General features: G+C 60.8%; 16 protein-coding genes and 1 pseudogene. 12 read left to right on the top strand and 5 right to left on the bottom strand.

What is annotated here, in order from left to right:
- Positions 1-216: 216 nt before the first annotated feature.
- The 7 genes from Q7C20_RS12980 (at position 217) to Q7C20_RS12950 (ending at position 6,613) form a co-directional block, all read left to right on the top strand.
- Positions 217-939 carry a GntR family transcriptional regulator gene (locus Q7C20_RS12980; RefSeq protein WP_375067827.1) on the top strand — a complete coding sequence of 241 codons (723 nt, stop codon included), beginning with the start codon at positions 217-219 and terminating at the stop codon, positions 937-939.
- Positions 936-1,724, top strand: coding sequence for an SDR family oxidoreductase (locus tag Q7C20_RS12975; RefSeq protein WP_375067826.1), 789 nt, complete (start codon positions 936-938; stop codon positions 1,722-1,724). The genes Q7C20_RS12980 and Q7C20_RS12975 overlap by 4 nt, the downstream gene beginning before the upstream one ends.
- A 67-nt stretch (positions 1,725-1,791) precedes the next feature.
- Positions 1,792-2,724 (top strand): 3-keto-5-aminohexanoate cleavage protein, encoded by a 933-nt coding sequence (locus Q7C20_RS12970; RefSeq protein ID WP_348054944.1) that lies wholly within the window; start codon positions 1,792-1,794, stop codon positions 2,722-2,724.
- 63 nt (positions 2,725-2,787) lie between these two features.
- A complete protein-coding gene (locus Q7C20_RS12965) occupies positions 2,788-3,669 on the top strand; it encodes an SMP-30/gluconolactonase/LRE family protein (protein WP_375067825.1) in 882 nt (293 codons plus the stop codon).
- A gap of 74 nt (positions 3,670-3,743) precedes the next feature.
- A complete protein-coding gene (locus Q7C20_RS12960; RefSeq protein WP_375067823.1) occupies positions 3,744-5,066 on the top strand; it encodes an MFS transporter in 1,323 nt (440 codons plus the stop codon).
- 132 nt (positions 5,067-5,198) lie between these two features.
- Positions 5,199-6,134 carry a LysR substrate-binding domain-containing protein gene (locus tag Q7C20_RS12955; protein WP_348054939.1) on the top strand — a complete coding sequence of 312 codons (936 nt, stop codon included), beginning with the start codon at positions 5,199-5,201 and terminating at the stop codon, positions 6,132-6,134.
- A 116-nt stretch (positions 6,135-6,250) separates the two neighbouring features.
- Complete coding sequence (locus Q7C20_RS12950) at positions 6,251-6,613, top strand: 5-carboxymethyl-2-hydroxymuconate Delta-isomerase (RefSeq protein WP_375067821.1); 363 nt, start codon at positions 6,251-6,253, stop codon at positions 6,611-6,613.
- 3 nt (positions 6,614-6,616) lie between these two features.
- Here Q7C20_RS12950 and Q7C20_RS12945 read toward each other — a convergent pair whose 3' ends face one another.
- Both Q7C20_RS12945 and Q7C20_RS12940 read right to left on the bottom strand, forming a co-directional pair.
- On the bottom strand, positions 6,617-7,552 hold the full coding sequence (locus Q7C20_RS12945; RefSeq protein ID WP_375067819.1) for a LysR family transcriptional regulator: 936 nt from the start codon (positions 7,550-7,552) through the stop codon (positions 6,617-6,619).
- A 138-nt stretch (positions 7,553-7,690) separates the two neighbouring features.
- A complete protein-coding gene (locus tag Q7C20_RS12940; protein ID WP_375067817.1) occupies positions 7,691-8,878 on the bottom strand; it encodes a cyanate transporter in 1,188 nt (395 codons plus the stop codon).
- Positions 8,879-9,051: 173 nt separating this feature from the next.
- Between Q7C20_RS12940 and Q7C20_RS12935 the strand changes: the two are divergent.
- A pseudogene (locus Q7C20_RS12935) lies at positions 9,052-9,221 on the top strand (LysR family transcriptional regulator); the annotation flags it as partial.
- Positions 9,222-9,342: 121 nt separating this feature from the next.
- Here the strand turns inward: Q7C20_RS12935 and Q7C20_RS12930 are convergent.
- Both Q7C20_RS12930 and Q7C20_RS12925 read right to left on the bottom strand, forming a co-directional pair.
- Positions 9,343-9,957 carry an NAD(P)-dependent oxidoreductase gene (locus Q7C20_RS12930; RefSeq protein WP_375067815.1) on the bottom strand — a complete coding sequence of 205 codons (615 nt, stop codon included), beginning with the start codon at positions 9,955-9,957 and terminating at the stop codon, positions 9,343-9,345.
- Positions 9,958-9,993: 36 nt separating this feature from the next.
- Positions 9,994-10,860, bottom strand: a complete 867-nt coding sequence (locus tag Q7C20_RS12925; RefSeq protein WP_375067813.1) for an MBL fold metallo-hydrolase — start codon at positions 10,858-10,860, stop codon at positions 9,994-9,996.
- A gap of 103 nt (positions 10,861-10,963) precedes the next feature.
- Between Q7C20_RS12925 and Q7C20_RS12920 the strand changes: the two genes are divergently transcribed.
- Positions 10,964-11,869 carry a LysR family transcriptional regulator gene (locus tag Q7C20_RS12920; protein WP_375067811.1) on the top strand — a complete coding sequence of 302 codons (906 nt, stop codon included), beginning with the start codon at positions 10,964-10,966 and terminating at the stop codon, positions 11,867-11,869.
- A gap of 371 nt (positions 11,870-12,240) precedes the next feature.
- Positions 12,241-12,420 carry a hypothetical protein gene (locus Q7C20_RS12915; RefSeq protein WP_375067809.1) on the top strand — a complete coding sequence of 60 codons (180 nt, stop codon included), beginning with the start codon at positions 12,241-12,243 and terminating at the stop codon, positions 12,418-12,420.
- Here the strand turns inward: Q7C20_RS12915 and Q7C20_RS12910 are convergent.
- Complete coding sequence (locus Q7C20_RS12910) at positions 12,413-13,300, bottom strand: helix-turn-helix domain-containing protein (protein WP_375067808.1); 888 nt, start codon at positions 13,298-13,300, stop codon at positions 12,413-12,415. The two genes, Q7C20_RS12915 and Q7C20_RS12910, sit on opposite strands and share 8 nt — an antisense overlap.
- 187 nt (positions 13,301-13,487) lie before the next feature.
- Here Q7C20_RS12910 and pobA point away from each other — a divergent pair, with 187 nt between their 5' ends.
- Both pobA and Q7C20_RS12900 read left to right on the top strand, forming a co-directional pair.
- Entirely contained in the window at positions 13,488-14,672 is a 1,185-nt protein-coding gene (gene pobA / locus Q7C20_RS12905; RefSeq protein ID WP_375067884.1) for a 4-hydroxybenzoate 3-monooxygenase, read from the top strand.
- A 74-nt stretch (positions 14,673-14,746) separates the two neighbouring features.
- Entirely contained in the window at positions 14,747-16,264 is a 1,518-nt protein-coding gene (locus tag Q7C20_RS12900) for an MDR family MFS transporter (protein ID WP_375067807.1), read from the top strand.
- The last annotated feature ends 489 nt before the right edge of the window (positions 16,265-16,753 follow it).

Below are 16,753 nucleotides of genomic sequence, written 5' to 3'. Positions count from 1 at the left end.
TGCTTTTAGGGTCGCTTCGCAACCCAACGCGGGGCAAGCCCGCTCGCCACGGGGTACCTAGCGCTTGTTCTACCTAAAGACCTTGAAAGGGCTGGCCATTAGCGTCAGCGCACACCCACTCGTCAATCGCACCGAAATCGACTCAGGAAACTATTTGACATATTTGATTTGTGATCACATATTGAGGCCATAAGAACGACAACACAGGTTTGACTCATGACAGATGGTCCGCTCCTCCTGCCCACTCTGCGTCAGGTGTCCCGCGATACCTTGCAAGATCAGGTCTATCGCCAGATCCGCGAAGCACTCATGAGTGGCCGTTTCCAGCCTGGCCAAAAACTCACCATCCGCGGCCTCGCCGAAGCGCTGGGCTCCAGCCCCATGCCGGTGCGCGAAGCCCTGCAACGCCTCAGCGCCGAAAATGCCTTTGAAGTCACCGAAACCTCCCGTCTGCGGGTACGCCTGATGACGGTTGAGCGCCTGCGTGAAATTCGTGATGCGCGGGTCGCCCTTGAAGGCTTGCTCGCGGAAAAGGCCGTGCTGCTCCTGCAAAAAACCGACCTCGATGAAATCACCGACCTGTGCCGGCAAATGCAGCACGCTGCCGATGAAGTCGACGTGTCCCGCTACCTGTGGACCAACTTCGCCTTTCACCGGCGCATCTACGCCTTGGCCCAGGCCGACTTGACCATGGCTGCCGTGGAAAACTTCTGGCTGCACATGGGCCCGTGTTTTGCCCTGGTCGCCCCCGATAAAGCTCACTTGCAACGCTCGATGGAGGCGCATACGCGCATCGTCGAAGCCCTGGCTGCCCGTGATGGCGCCGGCGCTCGCGCGGCGGTGACCGATGACATCATGCAGGCCGCCGATTCCCTGGCGCGCCTGCTCGTCAAGAACGACCGTTCGCGGTCGTCTGCTTCAGGAGGTAAACGTGCATGAGTGTCCTACAACGGCTGCAGCCCTATCCTGGGTTACGTGTGTTGATTTCCGGCGGGGCTGCCGGCATTGGTGAAGTGTTGGCGGCGGCGTACCTGGAGGCCGGCGCGCAGGTGCATGTGTGTGATGTGAGCGAGCCTGCCCTGGCGGCGTTTCGCGACAAATACCCGGGCAGTGTCGCCACCCGCGCCGACGTCAGTGACGCCGCGCAGATCGAGGCGGTGTTCAAGGTTCAGCGCGAGCATTTCGGTGGCCTTGATGTGTTGGTCAACAACGCCGGAATCGCCGGGCCTACCGGCGGAATCGATGCGATCAACGACGCCGAATGGCAAGCCACCATCAACATCAATCTCACGGCGCAATACCGCTTCGCCCACCACGCCGTGCCGATGCTCAAGGAATCGTCCCACGGCCATTTACTGCATATCGCTTCGGTGGCGGGGCGCTTGGGCTACGCGTGGCGTACGCCCTATGCGGCGACCAAATGGGCAATCGTCGGCCTGATGAAATCCCTGGCCTCGGAGTTGGGCGAGAGCGACATCCGCGTCAACGCCTTGCTGCCGGGCATCGTTGAAGGCCCGCGCATGGACGGCGTGATCCGCGCCCGCGCCGAACAAGTGGGCGTGCCCGAAGCCGAGATGCGCCAGGAATACCTCAACAAGATTTCCCTCAAGCGCATGGTCACCGCCGAAGACGTGGCTGCCATGGCCTTGTTTCTCTGTTCCCCTGCCGCGCGCAACGTGACCGGCCAGGCGATCAGCGTCGACGGCAACGTCGAGTACCTGTAACTCACGGAAGAACACATCGCGCTGTACCCAGGATTTTTTTCATAAGAATAAAAGTCGGAGTCTGGTCATGTCCAAAAATCGTCCTGTCATCATTACCTGCGCCGTTACCGGTGCCATTCATACGCCTTCCATGTCGCCGTATTTGCCGATTACCGCGCAGGAAATTGCCGACGCCGCCATCGGCGCCGCCGAAGCGGGCGCTGCGATTGTCCACCTGCATGCCCGTGACCCGGTTGACGGCCGTCCCAGCCAGGACCCGGCGTTGTTCGCCGAATTCCTGCCGCAGATCAAGGCCGCCAGCGACGTGGTGATCAACATCACCACCGGCGGAGCACCGACCATGGGCGTTGAAGAACGCCTGCAACCGGTGATGCACTTCAAGCCGGAACTGGCCTCGCTGAACATGGGCTCGATGAACTTCGGCCTGTATGAAATGCTCAACCGCTTTACCGAGTTCAAGCACGACTGGGAGCGGCCTTACCTGGAAGAAAGTGACGACCGGATTTTCCGCAATACCTTCCGCGACATCACCCACATCCTGAATTCCTGCGCCGAGAACCGCACCCGGTTTGAAATTGAGTGCTACGACATCGGCCACCTTTACACCGCTGCCCACTTTCTGGAACGCGGCCTGCTCAAGCCTCCGCTGTTTATCCAGTCGGTGTTCGGCCTGCGCGGCGGTATCGGCGGGCACCCGGAAGACCTGGCGCACATGCGTCGCACCGCCGACCGGCTGTTTGGCGACGACTACGTGTGGTCGATCCTCGGGGCCGGGCGTGGGCAAATTCCGCTGGCGACCATGGGCCTGGCCATGGGCAGCAATGCGCGTGTGGGGCTGGAAGATTCGCTGTGGGACGGCCCGGGTAAATTGGCCGCCTCGAATGCTGATCAGGTTCGGCGCATTCGCCTGGTGATCGAGGCCCTGGGCCTGAACGTCGCCACACCGGATGAGGCGCGGGAAATTCTCGGGCTCAAGGGGCGTGACCAGGTTAATTTCTAACAACGCTGGGCCGCGCAGCGTCGTGGCCTGGAATCCCGCACAACAACAACAAGGGGATCACTCATGCGTATCGAAGTGCTAGTGGACGTCAAGACCACCCTGGGCGAAGGCCCGGTGTGGGACGTCGAACAACAACGGCTGTACTGGATCGACAGCGCCGACGGCCGCATTCTGCGCTGCACCGACGACGGCCGCGAATTGCGCGCTTGGGATGTGGGCCAGAAAATCGGCTCCATGGCCCTGCGCCACCACAATGGCGAGTCGGCCATCGTCGCCCTGCAAAACGGCGTGCACACCCTCGACCTCAAAAGCGGCGAGCTCACTCTGGTGATCGACCCGGAACCGCACCTGCCCGACAACCGCCTCAACGACGGCAAAGTCGACCGCCAGGGCCGTTTTGTGTTCGGCTCCATGGACACTCTGGAAGACAGCGCCAGCGCCAAACTCTACCGCCTCGACGCCGACCTGAGCCTGCACACGCTGGACGAAGGCATCATCGTCTCCAACGGGCCGTGCTGGAGCCCGTCGGGCGAGACCTTGTACTTTTGCGACACCTGGTCCGGCGAGATCTGGGCCTACGACTACGACCTCGCCACTGGCAACGTGAGTCACCGCCGCACCTTCGCCAAGGTTGACACCGCCGGTGGTGGCGCCGCCGACGGCTGCACCGTGGATGCCGAAGGCTGCCTGTGGCAAGCGTTGGTCTATGCCGGAAAACTGGTGCGCTACACCCCTGACGGCCAGGTCGATCGCATCATCCAGATGCCGGTGAAAAAGGTCACCAGTCTGACCTTTGGCGGGCCGAACCTGGACACCTTGTTTGTGACCTCCATGGCCAAGCCACCGTTGCCGCGGTTCCCGGCCGACGGCCAGCAGCGTGGCGCACTTTTCGCAATTACCGGGTTGGGCGTGCAAGGAATAGCCGAGCGACGATTCGCCAGCTAGCGCGTTTTTTAACACAGGCACATTCCTTCGCAACCTAGCGTCAGTGCGCGCCCTCGCGCGCCTGGAGAAGCCCAATGGCAACTATAAAAAAAGCGTCGCTGCGCAGCATTCACCGGCATTCCTGGGTGTCGCTGCTCGTCTGTTGGATGATCTGGATTCTAAACGCCTACGACCGCGAGATCGTATTGCGCCTGGGGCCGACCATCTCCAAGCATTTCGATTTATCCGCCGATCAATGGGGCACCGTGGCCACGGTGGTCATGCTCGCACTGGCCTTGCTGGATATCCCGGGCTCGATGTGGAGCGACCGTTACGGCGGTGGCTGGAAACGTGCACGTTTTCAAGTGCCGCTGGTGCTGGGTTACACGGCTATTTCATTTCTCTCCGGCTTCAAAGCCCTCAGCGGTAACCTCGCGACGTTTATCGCCTTGCGCGTCGGCGTCAACCTCGGCGCGGGCTGGGGGGAACCGGTGGGCGTGAGCAACACCGCTGAATGGTGGCCGGTTGAGCGGCGCGGTTTTGCCTTGGGCGCGCATCACACCGGTTACCCGATCGGCGCAATGCTCAGCGGCATCGTTGCAAGCTTTGTCATCACCGTGTTTGGCGAAGACAACTGGCGCTACGTGTTCTTCTTCGCCTTTGTGGTGGCGCTGCCGCTGATGATTTTCTGGGCGCGTTACTCCACGGCCGAGCGCATTACCGCGCTGTATGTCGACATCGCCGCCAAAGGCATGACGCCGCCGAATAACGCTCCCGCCAGCCAAGTGAAAGGTGAAGCCTGGCGCACCTTTGTCGCCACCTTGCGCAACCGCAATATCGCCCTGACGGCGGGCAATACCATGCTCACCCAAGTGGTGTACATGGGCGTCAACATCGTGTTGCCGGCCTACCTCTACAACATTGTCGGGCTGTCGCTGGCGGAGTCGGCGGGGATGAGCGTGGTGTTTACCCTCACCGGCATTCTCGGGCAACTGGTGTGGCCGTCGCTGTCGGACATCATCGGGCGGCGCACCACCCTGATCATCTGCGGGCTGTGGATGGCCGCGAGTGTCGGCGCGTTCTACTTCGCCAACACCCTGACCCTGATCATCGTTGTGCAACTGCTGTTCGGCCTGGTCGCCAACGCGGTGTGGCCGATCTACTACGCGGTGGCCTGCGATTCGGCCGAGCCCTCGGCGACCTCCACGGCCAACGGCATCATCACCACCGCGATGTTTATCGGTGGCGGCCTGGCGCCGGTGCTGATGGGCAGCCTGATCGCCTCGGGCGGCGGCTGGACCACCTTGCATGGCTACACCGTGTGTTTCTTCGTGATGGCCGGCTGCGCCTTGGGCGGCGCGTTGCTGCAACTGTTTTCCCATCGCCCATCGGCGCAGGCTGTGCAACTGCAATCCTAAAACAATAGCGATGCGCCCCCCAGCCAGGCTGGCGGGGCGCCAAGAGGAACTGCCGATGAACAGTGCGCGCATAGACGCAGCCCCGCGGGCTTTCTAAACTGCGGCTTGTCTTAGGGAGAAGGGCAGGCGCCGATGAATCGTAATGAACTACGCAAGGCCGACATCAACCTGATGGTGGTCTTCGAAGCACTGATGCTTGAGCGCAATGTCACGCGGGTGGCGGAGAAGCTGTTTCTCGGCCAGCCCACCATCAGCTCGGCCCTCAACCGTTTGCGCACGTTGTTCAACGACCCGCTGTTTATTCGCGTCGGTCATCGCATGGAACCGACCGCGCGCGCCGAAGAGATCATCCAGCACCTGTCGCCAGCCCTGGATTCACTCTCGTCGGCCCTGAGCCTGACCCACGATTTCGACCCGTCCATCAGCACCATGACCTTCCGCATCGGCCTGTCCGATGACGTTGAGTTCGGCCTGCTGCCGCCGTTACTGCGGGCCTTGCGCCAGGAAGCGCCAAAGGTGGTGTTTGTGGTGCAGCACGTGGATTACTGGCGCATCCCGGACCTGTTGGCGTCCGGCGATATCACCGTCGGCATCACCCAGACTCGCGGCTTGCCGGCGAATGCCAAGCGCAAACTGTTGCGGCATATCCGCCCGTGCCTGTTGCGCGCCGATGCTTCGGACACCCCGCTGACCCTCGACGAATACTGCGCGCGGCCCCATGTGCTGGTGTCCCACACCGCCAACGTGTCGGGGTTTGCCGATGAATGGCTGGCAGAGGTAGGCCGCAAGCGCCACGTGGTGTTGTCGGTGCCGCAATACAGCGCGTTGCCGGCGTTGCTCGCCGGCACCGACATGATCGCCAGCCTGCCGGACTACACCGCCCACGCCATGGCCGCCGGTGGCAACCTGTTCTGCGAGCCGTTCCCGTTCGAAACTCCGACCCTGGATTTGTCCATGGTCTGGCTCAGCCACGTCGACACAGACCCTGCGGAGCGCTGGATGCGCTCGCGGCTGGAAGCCTTCATGAGTGACCGCGATTCGCTGCCGGTGACGGTGCCGAAATCCTGAGATAACACCTTCGCAATGAACCACCGATTCGCCCATCACCTATTGAAAACGGTCGGGCCCGGTTCGGCCGCGTGCTATACGTATGACCCTTTTCCTACAACAATTCGGAGCTTTTCATGCCGCACCTGCACCTGGAATACACGGCCAACCTGCCAGGCATGGCCGTTGAGAAAACCCTATTGCGACTCAACAACGTGCTGATGGTGTCCGGGCAATTCGGTGCCGAGTTCGATATCAAAAGCCGCGCCGTGAAGGTGGAGAGCTTCCAGGTGGGCACTTCCCTCAACCCGCGCGGCTTTGTTGCGGTGAAACTGTCGCTGCTCAGCGGGCGGTCGCCGCAGGTCAAGAAGCAGCTGTCGGAAAGCCTGTTGGCGGCGTTGCAGGATCTGGGCGACTGGCCGGCGAACGTGCAGGTTCAGCTCAGCGTTCAGATAGTCGATATGGATCGCGACTCCTACAGCAAAGTCGCCATCGGCTGAGGCTTACAACAAGCCCTGATCCGCGCACACCTTCACCACCTGCTCGCGAAACCAGGTATTGGCGCCGTCCTGCTCACCGGTTTCCTTCCACTGCATATCCAGCGTGAACCCCGGCAACCCGTTGGGGGGCTCGCAATGGCCGAACGCGGGCGCAGGCGCCAGCAGCTTTTGCACGCGGCGGGGCAGGGTGACGACGAAGTCGGTGCCGGCGATCATCTTCAACGCTGCGCTGTAGCTGTTGGCGCGGGCGATCACCTGGCGCTTGTGTGCCTGGCGCGCGAGCCAGCCGTCAATCATGTTGGTGCCGGACGTCCACGGCGTGGGGAATACGTGGCGCCGCTCGACAAAGGATTGCAGGCTGAGCGCCGGCTCCCTCGGCGCCGAGCGCTTGTCGAACACGCAGACCAAATCGTCTTCCAGCAGCATCTGGGTCTTGAAGTCTTTGTGGGCGCGGTGAAAGTGCGGGCCGAAGCAAATCACCAGGTCGAGGCGACCTTCGCGCAGGTCTTCGGCGGGGATATCGGTTTCCAGCTTCTGCACATTGACGATCACCGGCAGGTCGGCGCGATCGAAATTTTTCAGCAGGCGCGGCAGGATTAACTGTTCGAAATATTCCGGTGCACACACATTGAACGTCACCGCCTTTTGCGTCGGGTCGAAGGCCTGCCCACCGGCGTGACACAGGTTTATGCTCTCGAGAATCTTCTGCACATGGTCATACATGGTGCTGGCTTTGTACGTCGGGCGCATGCCCGCCCGCGTGTTGATAAACAGCTCGTCTTCAAAGCTGGTGCGCAGCTTCTTCAAGCTGTAACTCACGGTGGACTGGCTGACGAACAGCGTTTCAGACACCTCGGTAACGCTGCGCTGGTCATAGACGGCGATGAACACCATCAAGTCCTGCATATCGAGCTTTCTGAGCGAATTACTGCTTAGCATCCATTCCGTCCGTAAATCCCTTTGTACCAAACGCGGTACAAGACTTCGCAAAAGCTTAACGGAACGGTCGTGCCAATAGAATGCTCTGTAGGGCGTTTCTATGTTTGGTGTGGGACAAATAGTGTTGGCAACACGACGTTAGCGGATGTGTCGGGCGTAATGTTTTGGATTGAAGCGCGTGACAATCAGCAGCATCACGGCGACTACCGCCGTGAGCGACCACCAGGCCCATTCGAAACTGCCTAAATGATCGCGAATCATCCCGGCAATAAGTGGCGAGAGGCCAGCAATCAGGTAGCCGATACCTTGCACAAATGCGGTCAGGCCGCCGGCGCGACGCGGGTTGTCCACGTGGTCGAGAGACAGGATCAGGCTCATCGGAAACAGGCCGCCGATACCCAGGCCCAGCAGACAGGGCCACAGCAGGCTCAGGTATTGGGGGCTCAAAATCAGGCCGCAGAAACCCAGGATGATCAGTACCAGCAACACGGCAACTACGCCGCGTTTATCCTTGCGACGGTTAGCGATGGCGGGTGTTATCAGCCCCGACACCACTTCCATCGCCGTCAAAAAGCCCAGCAGCAACCCGGCGTCCTGCTCGCTCCAGCCTTGCTCCACGTAATACGGTGCCAGCCACGCCAGTACACAGGTGTAAGACGCGGTGCCAAGGCCGAAAAAGATCGCCAGCAGCCAGGCGCGGCGATTGCCGAAAAACGATTCCTGCGGGCCGGCGGCGGCTTGTGGCAATGGGGGCAATACTGAACGCTGCGCGTACCAGACCACCAGGGCCAATGCTGCAAGCACCGCCCAGATCGCCAGCCCGACGCGCCAACTGCCGGTGTGCACTTGCACGAAGGGTGACAACGACGCCGCCAGCGCCGCACCGCCCATGATGGCGGTGACGTACACGCCCATAAACAGCGAAACGTTGGCACTGAACCGCGATTTGATCAGCGCAGGCAGCACCGCCTGGATCATCGCGATGCCCACACCGGCCACGACGGCGCTGACGATCAACGTCTGGGCTGAATCCAGAAACACTCGCGACAACGTTGCCGCACCAATCACCACCAGCGACAGCACAATGCTGCGATGCTCGCCCACGCGCTTGGCCAGGCCCATGCCAAAAAACATCGCCAACCCCATGGCCATGACCGGCAACATGGTCAGCAAGGCGGCGCTGCTGAAACTCAGCGGTACCTCGCCACGAATCGAAGACAACAGCGGGCCAACCGCCGCCATCGACGGGCGCAGGTTAAGGGCGACCAGTACAACGCTGATCATCAGCCAAACGGCGGTGGTGGGTTTTGCGTGAAGGGTTTGCATGGTCTTGCCTTGAGTGAACAAGGGCGAATCAGGCCATGGGCGGGGGCGGCGGGGCAAATCAGAAAATCGCAGGGGCTATCTAAAAATTGCGGGCCACTGATCGTTCAACACTGCGCTCACACCGCCAGCTCTTTCATCCAGAGCCTCTGGTCGATTTCAATCAGCGTTGGCCCCTGGCGATGACCGTGGCGTCGCAAGGCAATGGGGGGCGATTGGCGACCCCGTTTGAACTGCGGGTGCCGACGGGGATGGGCTAATACCTGGTGTATCCGCCGGGACGCGGCCTTCGGCCGGGCTTGAAGAATTGATGACCTGGTTGGTCAGCCAGGCACAACAGTCGTAACACTGAGGATCAAACTGTGGGAGCGGGCTTGCTCGCGAATGCGGTGCATCAGTCAAAGAAGTTTTAACTGAACCACCGCTTTCGCGAGCAAGCCCGCTCCCACAGTTTTTACCGCGTTGTGTCAGTAGCCGACGGTGAAGCGTTGACGGGAGTGCTTCGGTGTTTCCACTTCATCGATCAGCGCAATCGCAAAATCAGCAAAGCTGATCCAGCTACGGCCTTCAGCACTCACCAGCAACTCATCCTGGCCCAGGCGGAATTTGCCGGTGCGCTCGGTCTCGACGAACTCTGCCGACGGCGACAGAAAGGTCCAATCCAGAACCTTCTCCTGACGCAGCGTGTCGAGAAATTCCGCACCCGCACTGGCTTCAGTCTTGTATTCCGCCGGGAAGCCCGGGCTGTCGATGACACGGCTGCCATCCGGCAGCAACAACGAACCGGCACCGCCCACCACCAGCAAGCGTTTCACCCCGGCTTTTGTCACCGGGCCGATGACTGCGCTGGCAGGCAAGGTGGCGAAGTGCGCCGCACTGATCACCACATCGCTGCCGCTGACGGCTTGTTGCAAGGCTTCAGCGTCCAGCGCATCGACCTGTTTGACGGTGACGCCAGGGCGCGCAGCCAGTGTGTCGGTATTACGCGCGATGGCGGTAACGCTATGCCCACGACGCAGCGCTTCTTCCAGCAGTTGGCTACCGGCACGGCCAGTGGCACCAATGATTGCGATCTTGCTCATGTCGTTCTCCAGTCAGGTCAGGGGTTTAAAAACCTTTCACCACTTCATTTCGCCCTTGGCGACTTTGGCACCCAATTCCAGGCTGCTCTCGTCGGCGAGGTTCGGGTAACGTTTTTTCATGGCCGCGATCAGGGCGGCGGAATCCTTGGCCTTGGCGGTCTCTTCGTCGAACGCCTTGATGTAGCTCGCAGTAAACGCCACCGATTGCACGGTCGGTGCGCCCAGGTAATGGCCCGGAATTACACTGCGCGGTTTAAGGCCTTCAATGCGGTTTAGGGTGGCCAACCAATCGGCATGGGATTTCGGCGTTTGGGTGTCGGCCATCCACACATGAATGTTTTGCGCGACGACCACGCCGCCGACCACTGCTTTGATCGACGGGATCCACACGAAGGTGCGGTCAGGTTGCGCGCCGTCGAGGCCGATGATTTCCAGCTTTTTGCCTTCGAGGGTCAGGCTGTGACCTTCGAGCACGCTCGGAACGATGACTTTCGCGGGTTTATCGGCGCCCATTTTCGGGCCCCAGAACGCGAGTTTTTGCTCAACGGTGGCCTTGATGTGATCCACCACCGGCTGTGGTGCGACCACCTTGGCGTCGGGGAACGCGCTGGTCAGGGTGTCGAGGCCGAAGTAGTAATCCGGGTCGCCATTGCTGATGTAAATCGTGGTGAGGTGCTTGCCGCTGGCGTGAATCTTCTGCACAAGCTGCTCGGCCTGGCCTTTACCGAATTGCGCGTCCACCAAAATCGCGTCTTTTGCGCCGCTTACCAGTACCGAGGTAACCGGAAACACGGCGGCTTCGCCTGGGTTGTAGGCGTCCAGCGTCAGGTCGGCAGCCGCCGCGTGGGCGGCGAAGGCCAGAGCGGCCATCGCGGTGGCAAGCCGTTTAAGAGTCGAGGTCATGTGCAGCTCCAGCAGGGGTAAGTAGTGCACAGAGCTTAGTTGCACTAAACGTCACAAAAAATGCCATGCTTGAACATAGTTTGTTTCTAAAACCGGGCAAATCATGGACCGTCTTCAAGCAATGCGTGTTTTTGTCAGCGTCGTGGACTTGGGTAGCCAGTCCGCCGCCGCCGATCATCTGGACCTGTCGCGGCCGGTGGTGTCGCGTTACCTGGCCGAACTTGAGGACTGGGTGGGCGCGCGCCTGATGCACCGCACCACGCGCAAGCTCAGCCTCACCGCCGCCGGCAGTGAAATGCTGCCGCGTTGCCGGCAAATGCTCGAGTTGTGCACTGACATGCAGGCTGCCGTCACCGAGCCGGATGAAGCCCCGCGCGGCCAGGTTCGCCTGAGTGTGAGCAGTTCGTTCGGCCAGGCGCAGTTAGCCGATGCGGTGGCCGAGTTCGTCAAGCTCAACCCGCTGGTCAGTATCGATATGCAGATGCTCGACCGCACCGTGAACCTGGTGGATGAGCGCATCGATCTGGCCATCCGCACCAGTCTCGAGCTGGACCCCAACCTGATCGCGCGCAAGCTCACGCTGTGCCGGTCGGTGATCTGCGCGTCGCCGGCGTACCTGCGCGAGCACCCGCAACCCCAATACGTGCACGAGTTGGCAGAGCACAATTGCCTGACGCACTCCTACTTCGGCAAAAGCCTGTGGCATTTCACCGAGAACGGCGAGCCGACGTCGGTGGCGGTGCAGGGCAATATCACCGCCAACGAGGCGACGACCTTGCTGCGGGTGACGCTGGCGGGGGCGGGGGTGGCGCGGCTCCCCAGTTATCAGGCCGGGGACTATATTCGCAGTGGCGAACTGATTCGTCTGCTGCCCGAGGCTGAGCCGCAGCAAATGAATGTTTACGCGGTGTACGCCTCGCGCAAACACATGCCCTTGGCGCTGCGCAGCCTGCTGGATTTTCTGGTGCTCAGGTTTCCGGAAGAACCGGCGTGGGACATCGGCCTTTGAGATTTGAGTCTTTGTAACAGGGCACCAGCAGGGTGTTTGAGCTTGACTGGCACTGTTCAAAAGGTAGAACAGGCGATAAGTACCCTGTGGCGAGCGGGCTTGCCCCGCGTTGGGTTGCGAAGCGACCCTAAAAAGGAAGAATGCGGTGAGTCAGATACTCCTCGACCGCTGGTTTTGGGGTCGCTTCGCAACCCAACGCGGGGCAAGCCCGCTCGCCACGGGGTACTTATCGCCTGCTCTATCTAAAGACCTTGAACGGGCTGTCTTTAAAGCCGACATAAATGTGTTGAATGGCGTCCAATAATGGCAACCCGCTCTGAGTGACCTATGCTTTAAACAGGACCGTCAAGGTCTGTTCGGAGGTCGCTGTCATGACTCTAAAAATTAGAAAGTACCTGATGATTTTTACCCTGTGCGCCCTGGCGACAGCGGTGTACGGAACTGCCGCCTATCGCGTCGAACAAACGCGCATGCAGCCGGCAGCTTTTGCAATCAGCTGCCATCAAGACCAATGCATACCGCGTACCGGCAGTTTCAGCGCGCTCAGGTAACCGACTGTTCCGCTTTCAACTGCTCGCGAAAGGCTTTGGGTGAGAACCCGACCCGTCGGCGGAACAGCCGTGAGAAATTCGTCGGGTCGGAAAACCCCAGCACTTCCGACATCTCATTGATGGTCATGCTGGTGTAGGTCAGCAGGCGCTTGGCTTCCAGCAACTGGCGGTCATGCATGATCTGCAGCGCAGGCTGGCCGCCCAATTCCCTACATGTCCCATTCAGGTGTGAGACCGAGATGCCCAGCTTGTGGGCCAAGTCTTCAATTTTTGGGTGCTCGCGGTAATGCTGCTCGACCAACTGGGTGAAACGCCGGAAATATTCCCGGCCCCGTGGCGCGCGCGGGTGGCGACGCTGGATCGCCTGACGGCTGATCCACACCAGCAGCACGCTGACCAGCGCGTGCATCATCATGTCCCGCGCCGGTTGTTCATCCGCGTATTCGTCCTGCAGGCGGGCGAACTGCGCGTTGAGGTAGTCACTGTCCGTGCCGGCCGGGTAGTTGCCCAGGGACTGCAAACCGTCAAGCGCTGCGCCGAGTTGCGCCTGCAAATGGCTGACCAGCGGCGCCGCCAGGGTCACCACGTAGCCTTCAACGTCCTCGGAAAACCGAAAACCGTGCACGCATAACGGCGGCAGCACCTGCAAGGTGGCTTCATTGAGCGTGGTGCGCTGGCCTTCAATCTCCAGTTGCGCATGGCCTTTGTGCACGTACAACAACTGGCACAGATCCGCGTGCCGGTGGGGCTGAATTTCCCACTGGTACTCCCGACTCCGTCGGGAGATGGTCTCGCAGTGCAGCAAATCCGGAGTCGGCCAATGCTGGCTCTCCCCGTATAGCTTGAAGACCGGAATCGCAGAACTGGCAGTTTTGGTCATGGTTTCAATCCGATACTCAGGATAGTGGTTCGGTAATCGCCCCGATTGGCAAAAAGCGCAGGCTTTGTCTCAGTTTTCACCTTCTTATGCCGGCCACTCAAGTGAAAAATGCCAGCAACTAGTTCAATGACAACTCTTTCACCAAATCCGTTCGGTGAAGCTGCGGGCGATAAAAATAATGAAAACGCTGAAAACCCAAGTCGCCATCATTGGCGCCGGTCCTTCGGGATTGCTGCTCGGCCAATTGCTGCATAACGCCGGCATCCAGACCCTGATCGTTGAGCGCCAGCGCGCCGATTACGTGGCGAGCCGCATTCGAGCCGGGGTGCTCGAGCAAGGCATGGTCGACCTGTTGCGCGAGGCGGGCGTCAGCACGCGCATGGATGCCGAAGGCCTGGTGCACGGCGGTTTTGAACTGGCGCTGAACGGCCAGCTCACCCCTATCGACCTGAAAGCGCTGACCGGCGGCCAGTCGGTGATGGTTTACGGCCAGACCGAAGTCACCCGCGACCTGATGGCCGCGCGGGAAGCAGCGGGCGCTACTACGTTGTATGAAGTGTGTAATGTGCAGCCCCACGGCCTGAAAACCGATCAGCCCTGGCTGACCTTCGAGCATCAGGGCGAACGCGTTCGGCTGGAGTGCGACTATATTGCCGGTTGCGACGGTTTCCACGGTGTGGCGCGCCAGTCGATCCCGGCTGAGTCTTTAAAGGTATTTGAGCGCGTTTACCCGTTCGGCTGGCTCGGACTCCTCGCTGACACGCCGCCGGTGCACGCCGAACTGGTGTACGCCAAGCACCCGCGCGGTTTTGCCCTGTGCAGCATGCGTTCGCCGACCCGCAGCCGCTATTACCTGCAAGTGCCGGTGGAAGAGCCGCTGGATGACTGGTCGGACGCGCGTTTCTGGGACGAACTGAAAACCCGACTGCCCCTGGAGCTGGCCGAGAAGCTGGTCACCGGCCCGTCGATCGAGAAAAGCATCGCGCCGCTGCGCAGTTTCGTCGTGGAACCGATGCAGTACGGGCGCCTGTTTCTGCTGGGCGACGCGGCGCACATCGTGCCGCCCACCGGCGCCAAGGGCCTGAACCTGGCGGCCAGTGACGTAAACACGCTGTATCGGATCCTGCTCAAGGTGTACCGCGAAGGACGCGTGGACCTGTTGGAAAAGTATTCTGCTATCTGCCTGCGCCGCGTGTGGAAGGCCGAGCGGTTTTCCTGGTGGATGACCTCGATGCTGCACGAGTTTCCTGAGGCGGATGGTTTCAGCCAGCGCATTGCCGAGAGCGAGCTGGCGTATTTCATCAGCTCTGAAGCCGGTCGCAAAACCATCGCAGAAAATTACGTCGGGCTTCCTTACGAGGCTATCGAATAGCTTGCTATCGAGTAAGATGTTGAGCATTCCCGCGGGCTTTTCCGCTCTCGCGGGCCCTGCTCGAAGGTTCTGCCGTGACTCACCTGAATCAGCACACCCAACCTGTTCCCGCCATACGCAGTGTGCTTGTCGCATTGATGCTGGCGATCTTTCTTGGCGCCCTCGACCAGACCATCGTCGCGGTGTCGATGCCGGCCATTTCTGCGCAGTTCCACGACGTCAACCTGCTGGCCTGGGTGATCGCCGGTTACATGGTGGCGATGACGGTGGCGGTGCCGATCTACGGCAAGCTCGGCGACCTGTATGGGCGGCGGCCGATGATGCTGATCGGCATGGGCCTGTTTACCGTGGCCTCACTGTTTTGCGGCATGGCGCAAAGCATGGAGCAGTTGGTGCTGGCGCGGATCCTCCAGGGCATCGGTGCCGGCGGCATGATCTCGGTGAGCCAGGCGATCATCGGCGACATCATCCCGCCCCGTGAACGCGGGCGCTACCAGGGCTATTTCAGCAGCATGTACGCGGTGGCCAGCGTGGCCGGGCCGGTGCTGGGCGGTTACATGACCGAGTACCTGTCGTGGCGCTGGGTGCTCCTGATCAACCTGCCGCTGGGCGCGGGCGCCTGGTACGTGGCCCATCGCACGCTGGTGGGGCTGCCGGTGCCGCAGCGCAAGCCGATCATCGATTACCTTGGCACGTTGCTGATGATCATCGGTTTGACCGCATTGCTGCTGGGCATTACTGAGATTGGTCAGGGGCATCACTGGCGTGATCAACAGGTGCTGGGGCTGCTGGCCTGTGCGCTGGTGGCGTTGAGTGTGTTTGTGTGGCACGAACGCCGTGCGCCGGAGCCTTTGCTGCCGATGCATTTATTTGCCAACCGCAGCGCGGTGCTGTGTTGGTGCACGATTTTCTTTACCAGTTTTCAGGCGATTTCGCTGACGGTGTTGATGCCGCTGCGGTATCAGACGGTGACGGGTTCTGGCGCCGACAGTGCGGCGTTGCATTTGCTGCCGTTGGCGTTTGGGCTGCCGGTGGGGGCTTATTGCGCGGGGCGCATGACGTCGGTGACGGGGCGGTATAAGCCGCTGATTTTGGGTGGGGCGTTGTTGAGTCCGTTTGCGATTTTGGGGATGGCGTTCAGCGCGCCTCAGGATGTGGGGATGACGGCGGTGTTTATGCTGTTGTGCGGGATTGCGGCGGGGATGCAGTTTCCTACTTCATTGGTTGGGACGCAGAATTCGGTGGAGCAGCGGGATATCGGGGTGGCTACCAGCACCACTAATTTGTTTCGTTCGCTGGGTGGGGCGGTGGGGGTGGCTGCGATGTCGGCGTTGTTGTTGGCGTTGTTGCAGGATTCGAGTTTTGCGCATTTGGCGAGTGGGGCGTTGGCGGGCGAGGGGAGTTCCGGGAATGTGTTGCTGGATGGGTTGAATGCGGCGCCGGGGCTGGCGCAGGATGCGTTGCGTGGGGAGTTGGCGGTGACGTTTCGGCATTTGTTGATGGTGAGTGCGGGGGTGTCGTTGTTGGGGTTGGCGGCGGCTGTTGCGATGCCGGATCGGGTGTTGCGGGGGCGGGAGGATAGGGTGCGGTAGGGGGTTTTTGGTGGTGTGAATATCCGTTGCTGCGGTTGCGGCTTGAATCGGTTCCGCTCTTACAGCGGGTCACTTTTGGCAAACGCCCCAAAAGTAACCAAAAGGTCTTCGCCCCACCACTCGGCACCTCGCTGTGGCTCGGTGTGCCCGCACGCAGGCTTGAATCCGTGGGCCGCCGCGATGGGCCATCCTTGGCCCAGCGCGGCTAACCCGGCGTCCTGCCGGGTTACCCACGGATTCAAGCCTGCGTGCGGCCATCGTGGTTTACGGGGCGCCTGAGATCAAGATCAAAATCTACAGCACGGCGGCCTGGTAGCCGACCTGAGTGGTTGAATCAAAGGCGCTGTTTTTTTCTGGAGCAGATTGCGTTCTCCCAGACCAAATGGAGATCCACCTGTGGGAGCGGGCTTGCTCGCGAATGCGGTGTATCAGCCACCAAATCCATCAACTGACCCACCGCCTTCGCGAGCAAGCCCGCTCCCACAGTTT

The organism is Pseudomonas sp. AMR01 (assembly GCF_041946035.1).
Classification (GTDB): domain Bacteria; phylum Pseudomonadota; class Gammaproteobacteria; order Pseudomonadales; family Pseudomonadaceae; genus Aquipseudomonas; species Aquipseudomonas antarctica_B.
Note: the sequence above shows the minus strand (reverse complement) of the source record. Positions and strands in the feature narration are given on the sequence as shown.

Coding starts and splice junctions, on each gene's coding strand:
- Q7C20_RS12980 (WP_375067827.1), top strand. CDS start 217: ATGACAGATGGTCCGCTCCTCCTGCCCACTCTGCGTCAGGTGTCCCGC.
- Q7C20_RS12925 (WP_375067813.1), bottom strand. CDS start 10,860: ATGACCTCGACTCTTAAACGGCTTGCCACCGCGATGGCCGCTCTGGCC.
- Q7C20_RS12940 (WP_375067817.1), bottom strand. CDS start 8,878: ATGCAAACCCTTCACGCAAAACCCACCACCGCCGTTTGGCTGATGATC.
- Q7C20_RS12915 (WP_375067809.1), top strand. CDS start 12,241: ATGACTCTAAAAATTAGAAAGTACCTGATGATTTTTACCCTGTGCGCC.
- Q7C20_RS12955 (WP_348054939.1), top strand. CDS start 5,199: ATGAATCGTAATGAACTACGCAAGGCCGACATCAACCTGATGGTGGTC.
- Q7C20_RS12930 (WP_375067815.1), bottom strand. CDS start 9,957: ATGAGCAAGATCGCAATCATTGGTGCCACTGGCCGTGCCGGTAGCCAA.
- Q7C20_RS12920 (WP_375067811.1), top strand. CDS start 10,964: ATGGACCGTCTTCAAGCAATGCGTGTTTTTGTCAGCGTCGTGGACTTG.
- Q7C20_RS12910 (WP_375067808.1), bottom strand. CDS start 13,300: ATGACCAAAACTGCCAGTTCTGCGATTCCGGTCTTCAAGCTATACGGG.
- Q7C20_RS12975 (WP_375067826.1), top strand. CDS start 936: ATGAGTGTCCTACAACGGCTGCAGCCCTATCCTGGGTTACGTGTGTTG.
- Q7C20_RS12965 (WP_375067825.1), top strand. CDS start 2,788: ATGCGTATCGAAGTGCTAGTGGACGTCAAGACCACCCTGGGCGAAGGC.
- Q7C20_RS12960 (WP_375067823.1), top strand. CDS start 3,744: ATGGCAACTATAAAAAAAGCGTCGCTGCGCAGCATTCACCGGCATTCC.
- Q7C20_RS12970 (WP_348054944.1), top strand. CDS start 1,792: ATGTCCAAAAATCGTCCTGTCATCATTACCTGCGCCGTTACCGGTGCC.
- Q7C20_RS12945 (WP_375067819.1), bottom strand. CDS start 7,552: ATGCTAAGCAGTAATTCGCTCAGAAAGCTCGATATGCAGGACTTGATG.
- Q7C20_RS12950 (WP_375067821.1), top strand. CDS start 6,251: ATGCCGCACCTGCACCTGGAATACACGGCCAACCTGCCAGGCATGGCC.